Below are 17,701 nucleotides of genomic sequence, written 5' to 3'. Positions count from 1 at the left end.
TACTGACCGGTGCTCAAGGATGCCTGGCCTCCCGGTCGGGTCCGTTGGCCCGCCTGCGGTTCGAGGCGTGTTCGAGGTCAGCTCCACGGCCGGCTGCGAGCGTCACGACGATGACACCGGCGCCTGGTGGCCAGGCGTCCAGGAAGGAGTCCGCCCGATGACGACCACCCCCCCGGACGTCAGTACGGCCGCCGGGATCCTCCGGCTCGGCAACGCGTTCTGCGATGCCAAGGCCCTGCTGACCGCCGTGGAACTCGATCTGTTCACGCAACTGCAGGAGGCCCCGTCCGGCGGGGCGACCGCCGAGGAGATCAAGGGGCTGCTGTCACTGCACGGCCGGGGCCTCAGCGACTTTCTCGATCTGCTGGTGGCCCTGAAGGTGCTGCAGCGCACCGACGGCGTCTACCGCAACGCGCCGGGTACGGCCAAGCACCTGGTCCGCACCGGGGACGCCTATGTGGGTGGCTTCCTGCTGCGGTCCAGCCGCAACCTCTACCCGGCCTGGGGTCGGCTGGAGGAGGCGCTGCGCACCGGCAAGCAGCAGTCGGGCAGCCACTACGACGAAGTCACGCAAAACCCCGCGATCCTGCGCCAGTTCATCGGCAGCATGGATGCCTTCACCAACGTTCTCGGTGCCCAGCTGATCGAGGCGTTCGACTGGTCCGGATTCACGTCCGTACTGGACGTCGGTGGCGCCCGGGGCAATCTGTGCTCCCAGATCGTCAAGGCCCAGCCGCATCTGGCCGGGCATGTCTTCGATCTTCCGGAGATGGCGCCCTTCGCGAAGGAACTCGCGGAGGAACTCGGCATCCCCGGCAAGGTGGAGTTCCACGGCGGCAGCTTCTTCAGCGACCCGCTGCCGCAGGCTGAGATCGTGGTCATGGGCCATGTCCTGCACGACTGGGACCCCAGCCAGCGCAGCTACCTCATCCACAAGGCGTACGACGCTGTACTGCCCGGTGGAACGCTGCTCGTCTACGACCGGATGCTCGACGACGAGCCGGAGCACGCCGAGAACCTGGTGATCAGCCTCGACATGCTGCTGGTCACCGACGGCGGTTCCGAATACCCGGCCGCGGAGATCGTCGGATACGCGGAGCACGCCGGCTTCGCCGGCACCGAGGTCAAGCTGCTCGGCGACTACGACACGCTCGTTGTCGCCCGTAAGGCCGCCTGAGCACCGCCACTGCCGTACACAGCACTCCGCCCCCGGTCCTGGAAGAGGACCGGGGGCGGAGTGCTGTGTACGGGGCTGTGTCAGCTCGCCGGCTCGGGCTCCGGCTGCTTGTCCGCGACCCCGGCGCGGGACCGCGGGATCTGCGTGCCGAACACGCGGCGGGACGGCCACCAGGTGCGGTCGTCCAGCTGCAGCGCGAGCGCCGGAACCAGCAGGGACCGGACCACGATGGTGTCGAGCAGCACGCCGAACGCGACGATGAACGCCTGCTCGGCCATCGACACCATCGGCAGGACCGCCAGCGCCGCGAAGGTCGCGGCCAGCACCACGCCGGCCGAGGTGATGACCCCGCCGGTGCGCTGCAGCGCGGTGAGCGTGCCGGCCCTGGTGCCGTGCGCCAGCGACTCCTCCCTCACCCGGTGCATGAGGAAGATGTTGTAGTCCACGCCGAATGCCACCAGGAACACGAAGCCCATCAACGGGACCGACGGGTCGGCGTTGGCGAAGTGGAAGACGTGATTGAACACCAGTGCGGAGATTCCCATGGTGGCCGCGTACGACAGCACCACGGTGCCGATGAGCAGCAGCGGCGCCACCAGCGCCCGCAGTAGCAGCGCCAGCACGATCAGAATCGCCACCAGCACCAGCGGAACCACGACCTTGAGGTCCCGGATTCCACCGGCCCGGGTGTCGATGGAGATGGCGGTGAAGCCGCCGACCTTGGCATCCGCGTCCGGAACCGCGTGCACCGCGACCCGGATCTGCTTGACGGTGTCCACGGCCGCCGGTCCGTCGGGTGTGGCGGCGAGCACCGCGTCGACCTCGGCCAGCCCGTTGACCACCTTGTTCAGCCGGGTGACGGAGGTGACACCGCTCACCTTGCTCGTGGCCGCGACGACCTGGTCCGCCGTGGCGGCCTTGGTGATGATGGACACCGGCGTGCCCGAGCCGCCCGCGAAGTGGGCGCCGAGGATCTTCTGGCCGGTCGAGGAGTCGGTCGTCTTGGTGAAACTGTCGGTGATGGCGATCCCGGACGCCTTGAACTGCGGGACGAAGCAGGCAGCGAGCAGCAGCACGACGCCCGCGGTGAGCCAGACCCTCCTGGGCTTGCGGCCGACCAGGCCCGCGACCCGGCCCCACAGACCACTACCGGTGCGCTCGGCGGTACCGAAGGCGGGCCGGAACGGCCAGAAGACGCCACGGCCGGCGAGGGCCAGGACGGCGGGGATGAAGGTCAGTGCGGCCAGCATGGAGGCCGCGACGCCGATCGCGGCGACCGGTCCCATGCTGCGGTTGCTGTTGAGGTTGCTGAAGAGCAGGCACAGGGTGCCCAGGATGACGGTACCGCCCGAGGCGAGCACCGGCTTGAGGATCGCTCGCCAGGCGGTGCCCAGGGCCTCGTACTTGTTCTGGGTGCGGCGCAGTTCCTCCTGGTAGCGGGCGATGAGCAGCAGCGAGTAGTCGGTGGTCGCGCCGACCACCAGCACTGACAGCACGCCCTGGCTCTGGCCGGTGAAGGTGATCGAGCCGTGCTTGGCGAGCCCGTAGACCACGGCCCCGGCCACGCCGCTGGCGCACATGACTCCGAGCAGGACCAGGAACGGCAGCGTGGGACTGCGGTAGACCAGCAGCAGGACCAGGATCACCAGTCCGACGGCGACCAGCAGCAGCTGCCCGTCGATATTGCTGAACGCCCCGGCGAAGTCGGCGAACATCCCGCCGAGTCCGGTGACATGCCCGGCCAGCCCCGGGTGCTGCGACGCGTTCGCCCGCAGCACCTTGACCGCGTCGCTGACCGGCTTGGCCTGGTTGACGAGCGGAACGGTGAACTGCAGGGCGCGGCCGTCCTTCGACACGCTCACCGGGCTCACGGGGCCGCGCAGGCCGGCCAGCTTTCCCGCGGCGGCGGCGTCGGACCGTACGGCGGCCTGGTCGGCGGAGGTGACACCGGACGCCCGTTCGTAGACCACTACGGCGGGGTAGGTCTTGTTGTCGGAGAACGTGGACTGCAACTGGTCGGCGTGTACTGACTCGGCCTTGGCGGGCAGGTACGCCGCGCCGTCGTTCGTGGCCACATCGCCCAGTTTCTGACTGAACGAGCCGGTCGCACCGCTCACCAGGAGCCATCCGAGGATGAGCAACAGCGGCACCAGCCACCGCAGCCGGCGACCTGACGCCTCCGTGCGCCTAGGGGTCATGGTGGGGTTCCTCCGTACATTCGGTGACACATCGCGTGATGCGGGGGTGCTCATGGTCCCGCTCGGGGCTTGAGCGCAGGTCGAGCGACCGGCGCGTACAATTTCGGCCCCTGTTGGCCTGAAGCGGGCCTGTATCGGGGGAGTCCCGCCCGCTGGCCCGGCCGGTGACCGGCCCTTTCGAGCACCCGTCCAGCGGACCTCCACCCGGTGGGGACACGGTGTGCCGATCGCGTGCCCTCACTACCTGAAGTTGCATTCGTCGGAGGATGGAGATGTCCATGCGTGAGTCGACCCAGATCCTCGTAGTGGGAGGCGGACCCGCGGGAGCCACCGCGGCCGGCCTGTTGGCGAAGGAGGGATTCGAAGTCACGCTGCTGGAGCGGGAGCGCTTCCCGCGCTATCACATCGGCGAGTCGATCCTGCCGTCCTGCCGGCCGATCCTGGAGCTGCTCGGCGTATGGGACAAGGTGGAACGCCACGGCTTCCAGCCCAAGGGAGGCGCCTACTTCTTCTGGGGGGACGAGGAGTGGGAGGTCCGCTTCAGCGCCATGGGCGATGACAACCCCAGTGCCTGGCAGGTCGTCAGGTCCGAGTTCGACGAGATCCTCCTGGACCATGCCCGCGAGCTGGGCGTCGAGGTCGTCGAGGGCATCTCCGTCAAGGAGCTGGAATTCGACGGGGACCGTCCGGTGGCCGCGCTGTGGGCCGAGACCAAGGACGCCGCCAGTAAGGGCCGCATCGCCTTCGACTACATCGTCGACGCCTCCGGCCGCAACGGTGTCATCGCCACCAAGCACCTGAAGAACCGCAAGCTCCACGAGGTCTTCCGCAACGTCGCGGCCTGGACGTACTGGAAGGGCGCCAAGCCGCTGCCCAAGGGCCCCGCGGGCGCCATCGGGGTGGCCTCGACGGCCGAGGGCTGGTTCTGGGTGATCCCGCTGCACGACGGCACCACCAGCATCGGGCTGGTCACCGGCAGGGACAGGTTCAACGCGCAGCGCGCCGAACTGGGCAGCATCCAGGCCGTCTACGACCAGTCGGTCGAGCAGTCGGCCATCATTCAGGAGCTGATCGCCGGCGCGGAGCGGGTCGCCGACTTCAAGGTCGAGCAGGACTACTCCTACGCCGCGGAGTCCTTCGGCGGCCCCGGCTTCCTGCTCAGCGGCGACGCCGCCTGCTTCCTGGACCCGCTGCTGTCCACCGGCGTCCACCTCGCCACCTACAGCGCCATGCTGGCCGCCGCCTCCATCTCCAGCGTGCTGCGCGGAGAGGTGACGGAGGAGCAGGCCTGGGAGTTCTACGGGACGGTCTACCGCCACGCCTACGAGCGACTGCTGGTCCTGGTGTCCGTCTTCTACGAGAGCTACCGCGGCAAGGACTACCACTTCTACAACGCGCAGCGGCTCACCGAGCAGCAGCGCGACGGGCTCAACATCCAGGATGCCTTCGACCGGATCATCACCGGCATCGCCGACCTTGAGGACGCCCAGGACGTCTACGCCAAGGTGCAGCAGCACCTCACCGGCGCGGAGAGCGGCGACCCCATCCCGTTGAACAACCTCAACCGGGTGCACGAGCAGAAGGCGGCGCCGATGACCGAGGAGAGCGCAGTGAGGGGGCTGTATCTCTCCTTCTTCCCCAAGCTCGGTCTGCGGCGGGCCGGCGAGTGAGCGCGGTGTGGGCGGCGTCCTGACACTGGTTGTCCGTGAAGGACCCGGGAACGGCCCAGCGGCCGGGGGCGGGAGCCGAGGCTCCCGCCCCCAGCCGTTCGCCGTGCACACTCGGCAGCACGGCACGGCACGGCACGGCACAGCACGGCAGCGGGCGGAAGGGGAGTTCCCCCTCCGCCCGCTGCCGTGTGGCCCGACTTCTAGGCCGAGTGCGCGACGCGCTCGGCTTCCCGCTCGGATTCCAGGTTCGGTTCCACCACCACCAGTGATGCCGGCAGGGTGTCGCGTTCGATCTGCTCGGTCGGGTAGATCAGCCGCAGGATCGGTCCTGCCATGAAGGTAGTGACCATGGCCATCACGACCATCAGCGAGTACAGCCCCTTGTCGAGGACGCCGAGCTGCACGCCCACGGTGAGGATGACCAGCTCCGTCAGCCCGCGGGTGTTCATCAAGGTGGCCAGTACGCCGGAGTGCCGGGTGGAGACGCCCTGCAGCTTCGCCCCGGTGAAGGCTCCGATGAACTTGCCGGAGATGGCCACCAGCAGGATCAGTCCGAGCTCGCCCAGATCGCGCGTGCTCAGGTGCGACAGGTCGACCTTCAGCCCGGCGGTGACGAAGAAGACCGGGAGCAGGAAGACCATGCCGACGTTCTCGAAGCTGTTCAACAGTCCTTCGCGGACGACCTGCGGGCCGCCGCGCGGCATGACGAGTCCGAAGACGAAGGCGCCGAAGATGAAGTGCACGCCCATCCACTCGGTGGCCCAGCAGGACAGCATCAGCCCGATCAGCACCGGGGTCAGCACCTGCGGCGAGAGCCGGCCGGACGTCGAGTGCGTGGCGAACAGCCGCCGGAACAGTGGTCGGACCACGCCGATCATCAGGGCCAGATAGACCGGTGCGAGCAGGGTGTGCCACTGCCCGGTACCGCTGGCGATGGTGGTCACCACCGCCAGCAGCGACCAGGCCAGCAGGTCGTCGACGGCCGCGCAGGCCAGCGCCAGGCTGCCGACGGGTGTGCGCTGCATTCCGCGGTCCGTCAGGATCCGTGCGAGCACCGGAAAGGCGGTCACCGACATCGCCGCTCCGAAGAAGAGGACGAAACCGGCGGTGCTGTGGGCCGGGTGACGGTGGCTCAGGTGCAGTGCCAGTACCACCCCGAGGCCGAACGGCAGCAGGATCGAGCTGAGTGACACCGCGGCGGCGATCCGGCCGCGGCCGCGCACCAGGGAGTGTTCGAGCTCGAAGCCGATGACGAACATGAAGAGGATCAGCCCGAGGTTGGCCAGTGCCGAGAGGAACGGACCGACCGAGGCAGGGAAGAGGTGCCGGGCGACAGCGCCGTTGAAGAGCGTGGGGCCGAGCAGTATCCCGCCCAGGATCTCACCCAGCACGGGAGGTTGGCCGATGGCCTTCGCGCCGGCGCCCAACAGTCGGGCTAATAGCAGGATTACGGCGATTCCCAAGAACAGTGTGGCAGCCTGACTTCCTGTCATGGCGTCTACTCCTCGTATGTGGCGGACAGTGTCATGTCATGCCCCGCGGGGAGCGGGTGACCGGGACCCGTCGGGGCCCCGCCCGTCGGTCGGTACCGGGCTCCCACACCACTGGATGTCGCGTCACCTGACTGACATGCCTCCGATGAGTACCGGGCCTGCCTCAAGGACGCCTGGCAGACGAGTCAGGACCCGCCGCCACGGGGCCGCCGCGCCCGCCCGGGCGGCACCGGTCGACCGCAGCCCCATCGGAGTTCGAGCGGGAGCCGGGAACCTGTGCGCGGAAGCCTGGAGGAATGGAACCGTCCCACCGCCGATGGCCGGCCCCGAGCCGGCCGACGAACCGGTCCGGGGCGACATCGCCCTGCTGGAGTACCGACCGGTGCCAGGGTCTGTCCGGCTGGACAGGCCCTACCCGGCCCCGGTACGGACCCGACGACACAGCAAGAAGGTGTGTGGATGCCCATCCCGCTGCCCGACCCGATGAACCTGCCGGCCGAGCGACGCTGCCCGCTCGATCCGCCGGAAGAATACGCGCAGTTGCGTGCCGAACGGCCGCTGAGCCGTCTGCGGCTTCCGGGCGGGCGGATCGGCTGGCTCGTCACCCGCTACGAGGACGTGCGCGCGACGCTGGCGGACCAGCGCTTCAGCCCGCCCCTCATCCAGGTGACCCCCGCGACGGACCTGCCGCTGCCCGAGGAGGAGCTCCAGGTACCGCCCGGGGTGTTCTCCGCGATGGACCCTCCCGAGCAGAGCCGGTACCGCCGGCAGGTCAGCCGGTACTTCACCCGCAAGCGCACCCGTGAGATCACTCCCCGACTCACACAGATCATCAACGACCAGCTGACCGCCATGATCGACCACGGCCCGCCCGTCGATCTGGTCAGCTGGTTCTCCCAGCCCATCCCGACCCGCGTCATCACCGAGATGCTCGGCATCCCCGAGCCGCACCGGGCCGAGTACCAGCGCTGGATCCTGGCGATGCTCTCCCTGAAGACCGACGCCGACCAACTGCGCGAGGCCAGCGACGGCCTCTACGGAAGCCTGGGCGAACTCGTCCGTGCCAAGCGCACGGCGCCCGGGGACGACATCGTCAGCGACCTGCTGCACCACGGCACCAGTCCGCTCAACGACGACGAAGTCGTCGGCATCAGCGCGCTGCTGCTGATCGCCGGGCTGGAGACCACCGCCAACATGCTCGGCCTCGGCACGTTCGCCCTGCTGCAGAACCCTGACCAGGCCGCGAAACTGCGGGCCAACGAGGATCTGCTCGACACGGCTGTCGAGGAGCTGCTGCGATACCTGACCATCGTGCAGTTCGGCCTCACCCGCACGGCGCGTGAGGACACCGAGATCGCCGGGCAGCTGATCAGGGCCGGCGAGACCGTCGTCACCTCACTGGCCGCGGGCAACCGTGACCCCGGTGTGTACCCCGATCCGGACCAGCTGGACGTGAGCCGCCAGGGGGCGCCGCACATGGCGTTCGGCTTCGGTGTGCACCAGTGCCTCGGCGCCCATCTCGCGCGGGTGGAGATGAAGATTGCCTTCGAGGCCCTGCTGCGCAGACTGCCCGGGCTGCGGCTCGCGGTGCCGGCCGAGGAAGTGCCCACCGGTGTGGACAAGGTCTTCTACGGAGTCCACTCGCTCCCGGTGACCTGGGACACCTGATCCACCGCGGGAAGTGACAGCGCGAAACGAAGCCGGTCCCGGTCGAAAGCCGGGGCCGGCTTCTCGCTGCGCCACTGGGCCGCTCCGTCGCATCGGCTTCGCCAGGGCAGCGCCGAGCGGGCCCGGAGCTGCTTGCTCCGGGCCCGCCCGACCGACTGCCCTGCTGCGGATTCAGGAGGCGGTGGCCTCCAGCGCGTAGTAGAGCCAGGGGCAGGGAAGCGCGGTCGCGGTCGAGAGCTTCAGACCCGCGTCGGTGAACAGCTGGGCATACTCGCTCTGGCTGCGCTCCAGACCGGTGGTCATCACCAGCATCTCGATGTCGGAGATGGCACCGCCCAGCGCGTCGCCCGGGTCCTCGTCCTCGCCCTCGGAGAGCACTGAGGACAGCACGACCACCCGCCCGCCCGGTGCCATCGCCTTGCGGATGTTGGAGAGGATCTGGACGCTCTCCTCGTCGTTCCAGTCGTGGAGGATGTTCTTCAGCACGTACAGGTCGGCGCCCTCGGGAACCGAGTCGAAGAACGAGCCCACGACGACCTCGCAGCGGTCACCGACCCCGGCGTCCTCGATCACGGCAGCGGCCTCGACCACACCGTTGGCGGTGTCGAAGATGGTGCCCTGAAGGTGTGGATTGGCGGCCAGAATGGCGGTCAGGTGGGTGCCCTTGCCGCCACCGCAGTCCACGATGGTCTTGAACCGGCTGAAGTCGAAGTGCTCGACGATCGCCGGCACCTGGGCGTCGCTGCCTGCGGACATCGCGGCGTGGAAGGTGGCCGCGAGCTTGGGATTGGTCTTGATGTAGTCGAACAGCGGTGCGCCGTTGGCGATCTGGAACGCGTCCACACCGGTACGGATCGACTCCTCGAAAGCTCCCCAGGCCGCCCAGATCTCGGGCGCGGCGTGGTAGTCGGACAGCGGGCCGAAGAAGGCCGACAGCGGAGCGAGGTGGTAGCCCTCGCTGTCGACGGTGAGCAGCTTGGCCTTCGTGGCGGCGTACAGCAGGCGACGCAGGCTGCCGGCATGTGCGTCGGTGACCTCGACCAACTGTGCGGCGGTACGCGGCCCGTCGGCCAGGGCGTCGAGGACGCCGAGCGATGACACGGCGGCGCCTATCTGGTGCAGGGCGAAGCCGAAGGAAAGCGGAAGGTATTCCGCCGCGGTCGCCGGCTGTCCAGAGATCTGACTGCTCATTGCACTCCCCATGGTTCCTTAGTTCGGCCCGCCGCGCGGCGCGGCGGCGGTCAGTCCTTCCGGCACGACACCAGCGTGTCGTGGTCGGCCAGTGGCCGGTGGGTGATGGAGCTGAAGCCGGTGGCTCGGGCCTGTGCTCCCAGCTCGGCGACGGTGTACTCCCTGCCGCCTTCGGTGACCAGCAGCATGTTCAGGCTGGCCACCAGGTTCTCGGTGTCGTCCCGGCGTTCGCCGAGCATCCGGTCGTAGACCAGCACTGTGCCGCCGGGGCTCAGGGCCGTGTATGCCTTGGTCAGCAGCAGCCGGCGTTGGTCCGGGTCCCAGTCACTCAGGTTGTGGCCGAAGATGATCACGTCTGCCGGCGGCAGCGGATCTCTGAAGAAGTCTCCCGCGTGAAAGTGCGCCCGTTCCGTGAGGCCGAGTTCGGCCATGTGCTCGTCGAAGACCGGCTCCATCTGGGGCAGGTCGAAGACATGCCCGACCAGGTCGTCACGGGCGGCGAGCAGCTGCCCGGTCAGATGGCCCCGGCAGCCGCCGACGTCGAGGACGGTGCGGAACCTGGTGCCGTCCAGGGCGTCCAGAAGCTTGGCGCCGAACCCCTCGGTGAGGCCGTCCATCATCCGCGCGAAGCGGTCGACCGCCACCGGGTCCTGCAGCATTCCGGCGAAGTCGCCGTCGGCCTGCGGCTTGCCGGTGCGCAGTGCCTCTCCCAGCCGCCCGTAGACGTCGTACAGATTGATGTCCGCGCCGATCAGGAAGCCGGTGACGGCGCCCGGACGGCCGGCGACCAGATGGCGATCGGCGCCCTCGGCGTTGTGGTAGCGGCCGTCCACGTCCCGGCGCAGCAGGCCGCGGGCGGCCAGCAGGGCAAGGAACTCCGGCAGCCCGCGGCCGTGCAGGCGTAGGAGCGTGCGCAGTTCACCGGCGGTCGCCGGGTTCTGGGCGAGGACCGTGAACAGATCCAGACGGACGGCGGTGAGCAGGGCCTTGGCGTCGCAGAACGCGGTGCCGAGCCGGATGATCCCCGCTGCGGTCCCAGGGTCCGCTCCGGTCGATGTCATGGGCGGTTCTCCTTTCACCGGCGGCAATCTCGCAGCGGCGGACCGAGGATTGCTCGACTGGCGCTAGGGCCTGTCCGGCCGGACATGGGGCGGACATGAAGGGCACCTCATAGCTACCGCTGGGAGGTGGTCCCCGCCTCGGGCGGGTGCGGTGGGGCGGGTATCGACCGGGCTTCGAGCCGGTCACCAGACCGAGCGCCCAAGCTGTGCGCGATACAAGCGGTGAGTGTATTGAGAGGGCGGTTCCCGTATGAGTGAGTCGTGCCCCGTCGGCTACCCCATCCCCTGGGCCCCGACCCCGGACATCCCTGAGGAGTGGAAGGCACTGCGCGAGCGGTCGCTCGTGGAGATCACTCTGCCCAGCGGCGAACCCGCCGTGCTGGTCACCAGGTACAAGGACGTACGGCGGTTGTTCGCAGACGAGCGGCTGAGCCGCAACACGTTCGGCCGGGCGTCGAGGGTGTCCGCCAGCAACGACCTGTTCGGCGACCCGAATGTCGACAACGATCCACCGCGCTATCTGGAGGAGCGCTCCGTGGTGATGCGGGCGTTCAGCGCCCGCCGCATCGAGGCGCTGCGCGTGTTCGTCAAGAAGGTCGTCATCGACCTGCTGGACGAGATGGAGGCGGGACCGCAGCCCGCCGAGCTGATGGAGGCGTTCGCATATCCGCTCCCCATCCTGGTGATCTGCCAGATGCTGGGAGTGCCCGCGGAGGACCGCACGAAGTTCCGCCGACTGATCGACGGCTATCTGTCGGTGACCCGGCTGCCGGAGGACGAGGTCGAGGAGTGCCGCAAGCAGTACTGGGACTACCTCACCGAACTGATCGACTCCAAGCGGGCCCAGCCCGGTGACGACCTGATCAGCGAGCTGATCGAGATCAGCCGGGAGGACCCGGGCAAGCTGACCGACTACCAGCTGCAGAACTGGGTCAAGACCCTGCTGATCGCGGGCTATGTGACCACGGCCTCGCAGCTCGGTACCAGCATGGCCGTCCTGTTGCACCGCCCGGAGGTCGCCGACGATCTGAAGGCCGACCTGTCGCTGGTGCCGTCGGCGGTGGAGGAGCTGCTGCGCTACCAAATCATGGGCACCTCGCTGGGCACGCTGCGGTACGCGGTCGAGGACATCGAACTGTCCGACGGCGCCGTCGTCCCGAAGGGCTCCTCGGTCCTGCTCTCCCAGGAGTCCAACCACGACGAGGAGGTCTTCGAGGACCCGCTGACGCTGGACATCCGGCGCGAGGACAACCACCACCTGACCTTCGGTGCCGGCATCCACTTCTGCGCCGGCGCGGCACTGGCCCGCATGGAGCTGCAGGAGGCGACCGAGGGCCTGCTGCAGCGCTTCCCCGGACTGAAACTGGCCATCCCGGGTGACGAGTTGGTGCGTCCCGAGGGCGGCTTCCTCGCCGGGTACACCAACGTCCCTGTGACCTGGTGACGGCGGTGGGCAGCCTGAGAGTCTCCGCCAACCAGGACACGTGTGTGACGAGCAGCCTGTGCGTCTACCGGGTGCCCCAGGTGTTCGACCAGGACGAGGACGGCCTGGTACTCGTCGTGAACGCGGAGCCGCCGCAGGAGCTGCGTGAGGATTTGCTGCACGCCCAGCGGAGCTGTCCGACCCGGTCGATCCGGATCGAGGAACCGGCGGTCGGCGCCGGCGCCGACGGCGCCGACAGCGGTTCAGGGCAGGCCGCGACCGGTTGAGCACCGGGCAGAGTTCCGGCCGGGCCGCCGCACTCCGTACCCGGGGCCGGGGTGCGGCGAGCCCTCAAGCGGCAATGGAGGCAGCGGCAAGCGCCGCGTGCTGCCATGGCGGTATGCGTATCGTCTTCACTTCCTGGGCGTGGCCGTCACACCTCTACGCGATGGTGCCTCTCGCGTGGGCCTGCCGGGTCGCCGGTCATGATGTGCTGATGGCCAGTCAGCCGGCCCTCACATACGCCGTTCTGCGTACCGGCCTGCCCGCCGCACCGGTCGGGCAGAATGTGGACGCGGAGGCGGTCTTCCGGAACATCGTGCTGACGCCGCCTTCCGCGCAGCCGGGATCCGGCGGCGGTCCGCGCGTCCTCGACCTGCTGAGCAACCTGGCCCAGGCCATGGTCGACGACCTCGTCGAGCTCGGAAGGGAATGGCGCGCCGACCTGGTCGTCTTCGATCCCACGGCCTTCGCGGGGCCGCTGGCCGCCGCCAAGCTGGGCATCCCGGCCGTGCGCCATCTCTACGGCACCGATCTGATGAGCGTCGTCGGGCGGTTCGTGACCGGTGCGCTCGGTCCGCTGAGCGAGAAGCTCGGCCTGGACGGCGTGGACCCGTTCGGGGTGGGGACCGTGGACCCGTGCCCCGGGGGACTGCAGGTCCCCACCGCCTCGCGGCGCCTGCCGATGCGGTACATCCCGTACAACGGCCCGGGGCTGGCGCCGCCTCGGTTGCCCGAACGGTCGGGCCGGCCCCGTGTCTGCATCAGCTGGGGTACCACCATGGGCCGGCTGGATCCCGGGCTCTTCCTCGCCGGCGACGTGGCCCGGGCGATCGACGGCCTCGACGTGGATGTGGTGGTCGCGAGCACGCGCGGCCAGCGGGAGCTGCTCGGCACGCTGCCGGACGGCGTCGACGTGGTGGAGTCCGCACCATTGCACCTGCTGCTGCCCCAGTGCGACCTGATGGTCGCCCACGGCGGCGCGGGGACGCTGCTGACCGCCCTGTCCCAGGGTCTGCCTCAACTCCTCGTTCCCCGGCTGCCCGACCATGTGCGGCACTCGGGCCGGCTCGCCGAGGCGGGCGCCGGAGTCGTCCTCCCGGCGCCGGTGGACGGACCGGAGCCGATCCGCGAGCGGCTCGCCGAGTTGCTGGCCGGGCCCGGATACCGGGAGAGCGCCCAACGGCTGCAGGAGGAGATGCGCCGGCAGCCCGCACCGGCGCAGGTCGTCGGAGAGCTGGAGAGCATCGCTGCGGGCGCACCCGCGACGTGACGGTCGCGGCCGGCCGCCCCCCGACTCCGTGTCCAGGATTCTTCGACCGGCTCTCAGTGCCCCGGTGCGAGCCTCGCAGGACTTCCGGCCGGCCAGGGCCCAGGCCCTGTCCGGTCGATCACCCCTGGATGAGGAGTTCCTCATGTCGGCGCCCACCTCCACTCTGCATGTCGTCATCATCGGCGCGGGAACGGGCGGGCTGTGCCTGGCGCACGGCCTCAAGCGCGCCGGAGTCAGTGTCGCGGTCTACGAAAGGGACGCCACACGGGCCGACGGGCTGCAGGGATACCGGGTCGGGATCAACCCGGACGGCACCCGCGCCCTGCGCGACTGCCTGCCCCCCGATCTGTACGCCACGTTCCTGGCCACCTGCGCGCGGCCGCCGGAGTACGTGAACTTCCTGACCGAGGGGCGCAAGGAGGTCCTGTCGCTGGACGGCTTCAAGTCCGACGACGCGGTCGACAGCGAGAAGTCCGTGTCCCGGATGACGCTACGTCAGGTACTGCTGACCGGCCTGCAGGACATCGTCCACTTCGGGAAGACCTTCAAGCGCTACCGGACCAATGACGACGGTTCCGTCACGGCGTTCTTCGAGGACGGCAGCTCGGTGGACGGCACCGTGCTGGTGGCGGCGGACGGCAGCAACTCGCGGGTCCGGCGGCAGTACCTGCCGCACGCCCGGCTGGAGGACTGCGGGCCGATCGGCATCACCGGCAAGGTACCGGTCACCGATGAGACCGTGGCGCTGCTCACCCCGAAGATGCGGCGCGGCATCTCGATGATCTACGCACCCAAGGGCGTCTTCTGCATCTACCACGCGATGGAGTTCCCCTGGGACGCCGATGGCGCCCCCAAGGACGGCATCGGTTCCAGCGACGCCGAGCTCCTCGGGCAGTGGCCCGGGCTGACCTTCGACAATACCCGTGACTACATCAACTGGGGCTATGTCACCCGTGCCAAGCGGCTGCCGGACGACACCTTGAAGATGAAGGGCCCCGACCTGTACCGGCTGGTCAATGAGCGCACCACGGACTGGCACCCAGACCTGCGCAAGCTCTTCGAGCTCGCCGACCCCAACAGCTGCTTCCCGATCAAGATCCGTACCGCGGTCCCCATTCCGCAGTGGGAGACCACCCACGTCACGCTGATCGGCGACGCGATCCACACCATGACCCCCGGCCGGGGGGTCGGCGCCAACACGGCACTGCGCGACGCCCGGCTGCTGTGCCGGATGCTCGTCGCCGCCCACGAAGGGCGGGAACCGCTGCTGGCGGCCATCCGCGACTACGAGACGAAGATGATCGAGTACGGGTTCGACGCCGTCAAGGAGTCCCGTAAATCGGGCGGCGGCACCGGGCCCGACCAGCCGTTCGTCGGCCGGATCCTGCTGGCCGCGCTGCGTACCACGATGCGCGTCGTCAATCACCTGCCTGCCCTCAAGCGCCGACTGGCCGACTCCGACCGGTCCTACCGCGGGCACGGCCGGGAGGACTAGGACGGTTCGGCCGGTCAACCGTCCAGGACGCCACCAGGCTCATTCGAGCAGTGGTCGATACGGTCCCTCATCGGGAGAACACGGCGCGCGGGAGGGAACAGATGCTGTACGAGGAACTCGCCGAGATCTGCGGCCCGGTGCTGCGGAAAGTGCTGGACCATCCCTTCTGGGCCGGCCTGCGGGACGGCTCGCTGCCGGTCGGGTCACTGGCACGCTTCGTCGAGCAGGACGCCGGATTCCTGCTGCCGGCCTACGCCCGCGCGCTGGCCCGCTGCGCGGCCGTCGCGCCCGACGAGGCGGACACCTTTCTGTTCGGGCAGTCGGTCACCGGCACGCTGGACGCCAGGGACGAGTTGCGCTCGTCGTACCTGTCGCTGGCTGGCGAACTCGGCCTGCCGGAACTCGACGCCCGGCCGGCGATCCACGCGGCCACCCACGCGCACACCTCGTTCTTCACGGCTGCCAGCGCCTCTTCCTTCCATGCGGGCGTCGGCGCGCTGCTGCCCATGGTGTGGTTCAACGCCGAGGTGTCCGACAACCTCCTGCGGAACGCCGTACCCGGCACGCGCTACGTGCCCTGGATTCGCAGTTACCACCCCGGTGAGTCGTACCAGTACGCGGTGCAGGCCTTCCGCGACATGGCCGACCGGGTCGGCGAGAGCTCCTCGGCCGCCCAGCGCCGGGTGATCATCGACCAGTTCTCCCTCAGCATCCGGTACGAGTGGGCATTCGCCGAATGCTGCGCGGGACAGCCCTCGTGGCCGGTCTGAGACGAGCGGCCACCGCACCGGTGGGCCGACGAGAAAGGCGAGCAATGGCCACCAACGATCTCGACCTGATGGATCCCAAGGTGTTCAACAACGGGATCCCCTACGACTACTTCCGCCAACTGCGCCATTCCGAAGGGCTGCCGCTGGGCAAGGACACCGACGGCGAGCGGTTCTGGTACCTGACGCGCCATCGGGACGTGTCCGAGGTCTCCCGGGACACCAAGCGGTTCTCGTCCAGCCCGACCACCATGACCTCCATCCGCAAGGTGGACCCCAGCCCGCCGATCATCACCTTCCTGGACAGCCCCGAGCACACCAGACTGCGCAAACTGACCTTCAAGGCGTTCGCCCCGGCACGACTCGCCGCTCTGGAGGGGCCGATCCGCCGCATCGTCGACTCGCTGCTCGCCGAGGTGGCCGAGAAGGGCGAGTTCGACCTGGCGGAGGACATCGCGCTGCGTCTCCCCTTCGAGGTCCTGCTCGAGCTGCTCGACATCCCGGCCGGCGACCGGGCCATGATGCTCGGCTGGGCCGGCCAGACGGTGAACCTGGGTGACGCGGAGTACGAGGCGGCCGCCGCCGAGGGCGGCCTGGACTCCTTCCAGAAGATCTACGAGTACCTGCTGGACTTCGCCCGTTACCGCGCCAAGAACCTCACCGACGACTGCTTCTCCGTCCTGCTGTCCGCCCGCTTCAACGGTGAGCGGCTGGGGCTCCCTGACCGGCTCACCCCGGACGAGGTCGGGCTGTTCGCCTCCACGCTGATCACGGCCGGCAGCGAGACCACATACTGCTCCGTCACGGGCGGCGTCCTCGCCCTGATGGAGAACCCCGACCAGCTGACCGCGTTACGGGGCGACCGCACCCTGATGCCCGGCGCCGCGAACGAGGTGCTGCGCTGGGTAACTCCGGTGACCCACTTCGCCCGCAGGGCCCTCGTCGACACCGAGATCGCCGGCCAGCCGATCGGCGCGGGCGAGCGGGTGGTGATGTGGTACACGTCGGCCAACCGGGACGAAGAGGTGTTCACGGACCCGGACCGGTTCGACATCGCCCGCACTCCCAACCCGCACCTCGCCTTCGGCGGCGGCGGTCCGCATGTGTGCATCGGCAACGCGCTGGCCACCATGGAGCTGCGCCAGTTCCTCGAAGGCATCGTCGACCTGCTGTCGCGGCTGGAGATCGCCGGTACGCCGGTGCGCCCCGAGACCAACTTCATGAACAGCATCAAGTACCTGCCCATGCGATTTCGCTGACCCGGGTGGATGTGACGAATGACCAGTGAGAACGCGGCGACCCCGCCGCGTACCGCCCTGATCACCGGAGCCAACCGCGGCATCGGCCGCGCGGTCGCCGCCGAGCTCCACCACCGGGAGCTCCAGGTGGTGGTGGCCGCGCGGCTGGCCGGCGAGGGCCGCGCCGCGGCTGCCGGGATCGGTCCCGGAGTGCGGTCGTGCGTACTGGATGTCACCGATCCGGACAGCGTGAAGCTGGCCGGATCGGAGGCCGGGCCCGTCGATGTGCTGGTGTGCAACGCCGGCGTACTGCTGGACGCCCGCACCGATCCGCTCTCCGTGCCGTTGGAACTCGTCGAACGGACCTTGCGGGTGAACCTGCTCGGCACCTGGCGCGTTCTGCAGGAGTTCGTTCCGCCCATGGTCCAGCGGGGATGGGGCCGGGTGGTGATCATCTCCAGCGGCACCACCGCCGACTTCGGGGGCCGGCTCTTCGCCGGTACTCCCGGCTACTCCCTTTCGAAGAGCGCGCTCAACGGGTTGACGACCATGCTGGCGGCCCAGACCGCCGGGACCGGTGTCCTGGTGAACGCCGTGAACCCGGGCCGGGTGCGCACCCGGATGATGCCGACCCAGGAGCAACTCCCTGAAGCTGCCGCCCGGTTCATCGCCGATGTGGCGACCCTTCCGGACGACGGACCGACCGGGCACTTCCTCACCGAGAAACGCGGACCGGGCTGAGCCCGCGGCGTCCCAGGAACAGGAGAT

The 17,701-nt window shown here is 69.1% G+C and carries 14 protein-coding genes; 10 read left to right on the top strand and 4 right to left on the bottom strand.

The window, feature by feature from the left end:
- Nucleotides 1–157: 157 nt before the first annotated feature.
- A complete protein-coding gene (locus O3W51_RS16470; protein WP_138356831.1) occupies nucleotides 158–1,177 on the top strand; it encodes a methyltransferase in 1,020 nt (339 codons plus the stop codon).
- 80 nt (nucleotides 1,178–1,257) lie between these two features.
- Here O3W51_RS16470 and O3W51_RS16465 read toward each other — a convergent pair whose 3' ends face one another.
- Nucleotides 1,258–3,375, bottom strand: a complete 2,118-nt coding sequence (locus O3W51_RS16465; RefSeq protein ID WP_138356830.1) for an MMPL family transporter — start codon at nucleotides 3,373–3,375, stop codon at nucleotides 1,258–1,260.
- 278 nt (nucleotides 3,376–3,653) lie between these two features.
- Here O3W51_RS16465 and O3W51_RS16460 point away from each other — a divergent pair, with 278 nt between their 5' ends.
- Nucleotides 3,654–5,045 carry an NAD(P)/FAD-dependent oxidoreductase gene (locus tag O3W51_RS16460; protein ID WP_138356829.1) on the top strand — a complete coding sequence of 464 codons (1,392 nt, stop codon included), beginning with the start codon at nucleotides 3,654–3,656 and terminating at the stop codon, nucleotides 5,043–5,045.
- A gap of 200 nt (nucleotides 5,046–5,245) precedes the next feature.
- Here O3W51_RS16460 and O3W51_RS16455 read toward each other — a convergent pair whose 3' ends face one another.
- Nucleotides 5,246–6,538, bottom strand: coding sequence for a cation:proton antiporter (locus O3W51_RS16455; RefSeq protein ID WP_269286376.1), 1,293 nt, complete (start codon nucleotides 6,536–6,538; stop codon nucleotides 5,246–5,248).
- A 459-nt stretch (nucleotides 6,539–6,997) separates the two neighbouring features.
- Here O3W51_RS16455 and O3W51_RS16450 point away from each other — a divergent pair, with 459 nt between their 5' ends.
- Complete coding sequence (locus O3W51_RS16450) at nucleotides 6,998–8,206, top strand: cytochrome P450 (protein WP_138356827.1); 1,209 nt, start codon at nucleotides 6,998–7,000, stop codon at nucleotides 8,204–8,206.
- Between the two features lie 171 nt (nucleotides 8,207–8,377).
- Here the strand turns inward: O3W51_RS16450 and O3W51_RS16445 are convergent, their stop codons facing one another.
- Nucleotides 8,378–9,397 carry a methyltransferase gene (locus tag O3W51_RS16445; protein ID WP_187145136.1) on the bottom strand — a complete coding sequence of 340 codons (1,020 nt, stop codon included), beginning with the start codon at nucleotides 9,395–9,397 and terminating at the stop codon, nucleotides 8,378–8,380.
- Nucleotides 9,398–9,447: 50 nt separating this feature from the next.
- Nucleotides 9,448–10,458, bottom strand: coding sequence for a methyltransferase (locus O3W51_RS16440; RefSeq protein ID WP_138356825.1), 1,011 nt, complete (start codon nucleotides 10,456–10,458; stop codon nucleotides 9,448–9,450).
- A 250-nt stretch (nucleotides 10,459–10,708) separates the two neighbouring features.
- Here O3W51_RS16440 and O3W51_RS16435 point away from each other — a divergent pair, with 250 nt between their 5' ends.
- From O3W51_RS16435 to O3W51_RS16405, 7 genes are all read left to right on the top strand, one after another.
- Entirely contained in the window at nucleotides 10,709–11,902 is a 1,194-nt protein-coding gene (locus tag O3W51_RS16435; RefSeq protein ID WP_138356824.1) for a cytochrome P450, read from the top strand.
- 5 nt (nucleotides 11,903–11,907) lie between these two features.
- Entirely contained in the window at nucleotides 11,908–12,168 is a 261-nt protein-coding gene (locus O3W51_RS16430; RefSeq protein ID WP_244809609.1) for a ferredoxin, read from the top strand.
- A 74-nt stretch (nucleotides 12,169–12,242) separates the two neighbouring features.
- A complete protein-coding gene (locus tag O3W51_RS16425; RefSeq protein ID WP_331284073.1) occupies nucleotides 12,243–13,433 on the top strand; it encodes a nucleotide disphospho-sugar-binding domain-containing protein in 1,191 nt (396 codons plus the stop codon).
- A gap of 142 nt (nucleotides 13,434–13,575) precedes the next feature.
- On the top strand, nucleotides 13,576–14,928 hold the full coding sequence (locus O3W51_RS16420; RefSeq protein ID WP_138356822.1) for an FAD-dependent oxidoreductase: 1,353 nt from the start codon (nucleotides 13,576–13,578) through the stop codon (nucleotides 14,926–14,928).
- A gap of 101 nt (nucleotides 14,929–15,029) precedes the next feature.
- On the top strand, nucleotides 15,030–15,698 hold the full coding sequence (locus O3W51_RS16415) for a TenA family protein (RefSeq protein ID WP_138356821.1): 669 nt from the start codon (nucleotides 15,030–15,032) through the stop codon (nucleotides 15,696–15,698).
- A 44-nt stretch (nucleotides 15,699–15,742) separates the two neighbouring features.
- Nucleotides 15,743–16,954, top strand: coding sequence for a cytochrome P450 (locus O3W51_RS16410; RefSeq protein ID WP_198358528.1), 1,212 nt, complete (start codon nucleotides 15,743–15,745; stop codon nucleotides 16,952–16,954).
- Nucleotides 16,955–16,972: 18 nt separating this feature from the next.
- Nucleotides 16,973–17,674, top strand: coding sequence for an SDR family NAD(P)-dependent oxidoreductase (locus O3W51_RS16405; protein WP_198358529.1), 702 nt, complete (start codon nucleotides 16,973–16,975; stop codon nucleotides 17,672–17,674).
- Nucleotides 17,675–17,701 lie beyond the last annotated feature (27 nt).

Origin of the sequence: Streptomyces sp. H39-C1, assembly GCF_027158125.1 — a bacterium.
Lineage (GTDB): Bacteria > Actinomycetota > Actinomycetes > Streptomycetales > Streptomycetaceae > Actinacidiphila > Actinacidiphila fildesensis.
The sequence above is the reverse complement of the archived record's forward strand: the minus strand, read 5'-3'. Positions and strand labels throughout refer to the sequence as shown.

Excerpts from the sequence above, each read along its gene's own strand:
- O3W51_RS16470 (WP_138356831.1), top strand. The coding sequence starts at position 158 with ATGACGACCACCCCCCCGGACGTCAGTACGGCCGCCGGGATCCTCCGG.
- O3W51_RS16465 (WP_138356830.1), bottom strand. The coding sequence starts at position 3,375 with ATGACCCCTAGGCGCACGGAGGCGTCAGGTCGCCGGCTGCGGTGGCTG.
- O3W51_RS16460 (WP_138356829.1), top strand. The coding sequence starts at position 3,654 with ATGCGTGAGTCGACCCAGATCCTCGTAGTGGGAGGCGGACCCGCGGGA.
- O3W51_RS16455 (WP_269286376.1), bottom strand. The coding sequence starts at position 6,538 with ATGACAGGAAGTCAGGCTGCCACACTGTTCTTGGGAATCGCCGTAATC.
- O3W51_RS16450 (WP_138356827.1), top strand. The coding sequence starts at position 6,998 with ATGCCCATCCCGCTGCCCGACCCGATGAACCTGCCGGCCGAGCGACGC.
- O3W51_RS16445 (WP_187145136.1), bottom strand. The coding sequence starts at position 9,397 with ATGAGCAGTCAGATCTCTGGACAGCCGGCGACCGCGGCGGAATACCTT.
- O3W51_RS16440 (WP_138356825.1), bottom strand. The coding sequence starts at position 10,458 with ATGACATCGACCGGAGCGGACCCTGGGACCGCAGCGGGGATCATCCGG.
- O3W51_RS16435 (WP_138356824.1), top strand. The coding sequence starts at position 10,709 with ATGAGTGAGTCGTGCCCCGTCGGCTACCCCATCCCCTGGGCCCCGACC.
- O3W51_RS16425 (WP_331284073.1), top strand. The coding sequence starts at position 12,243 with ATGGAGGCAGCGGCAAGCGCCGCGTGCTGCCATGGCGGTATGCGTATC.
- O3W51_RS16420 (WP_138356822.1), top strand. The coding sequence starts at position 13,576 with ATGTCGGCGCCCACCTCCACTCTGCATGTCGTCATCATCGGCGCGGGA.
- O3W51_RS16415 (WP_138356821.1), top strand. The coding sequence starts at position 15,030 with ATGCTGTACGAGGAACTCGCCGAGATCTGCGGCCCGGTGCTGCGGAAA.
- O3W51_RS16410 (WP_198358528.1), top strand. The coding sequence starts at position 15,743 with ATGGCCACCAACGATCTCGACCTGATGGATCCCAAGGTGTTCAACAAC.
- O3W51_RS16405 (WP_198358529.1), top strand. The coding sequence starts at position 16,973 with ATGACCAGTGAGAACGCGGCGACCCCGCCGCGTACCGCCCTGATCACC.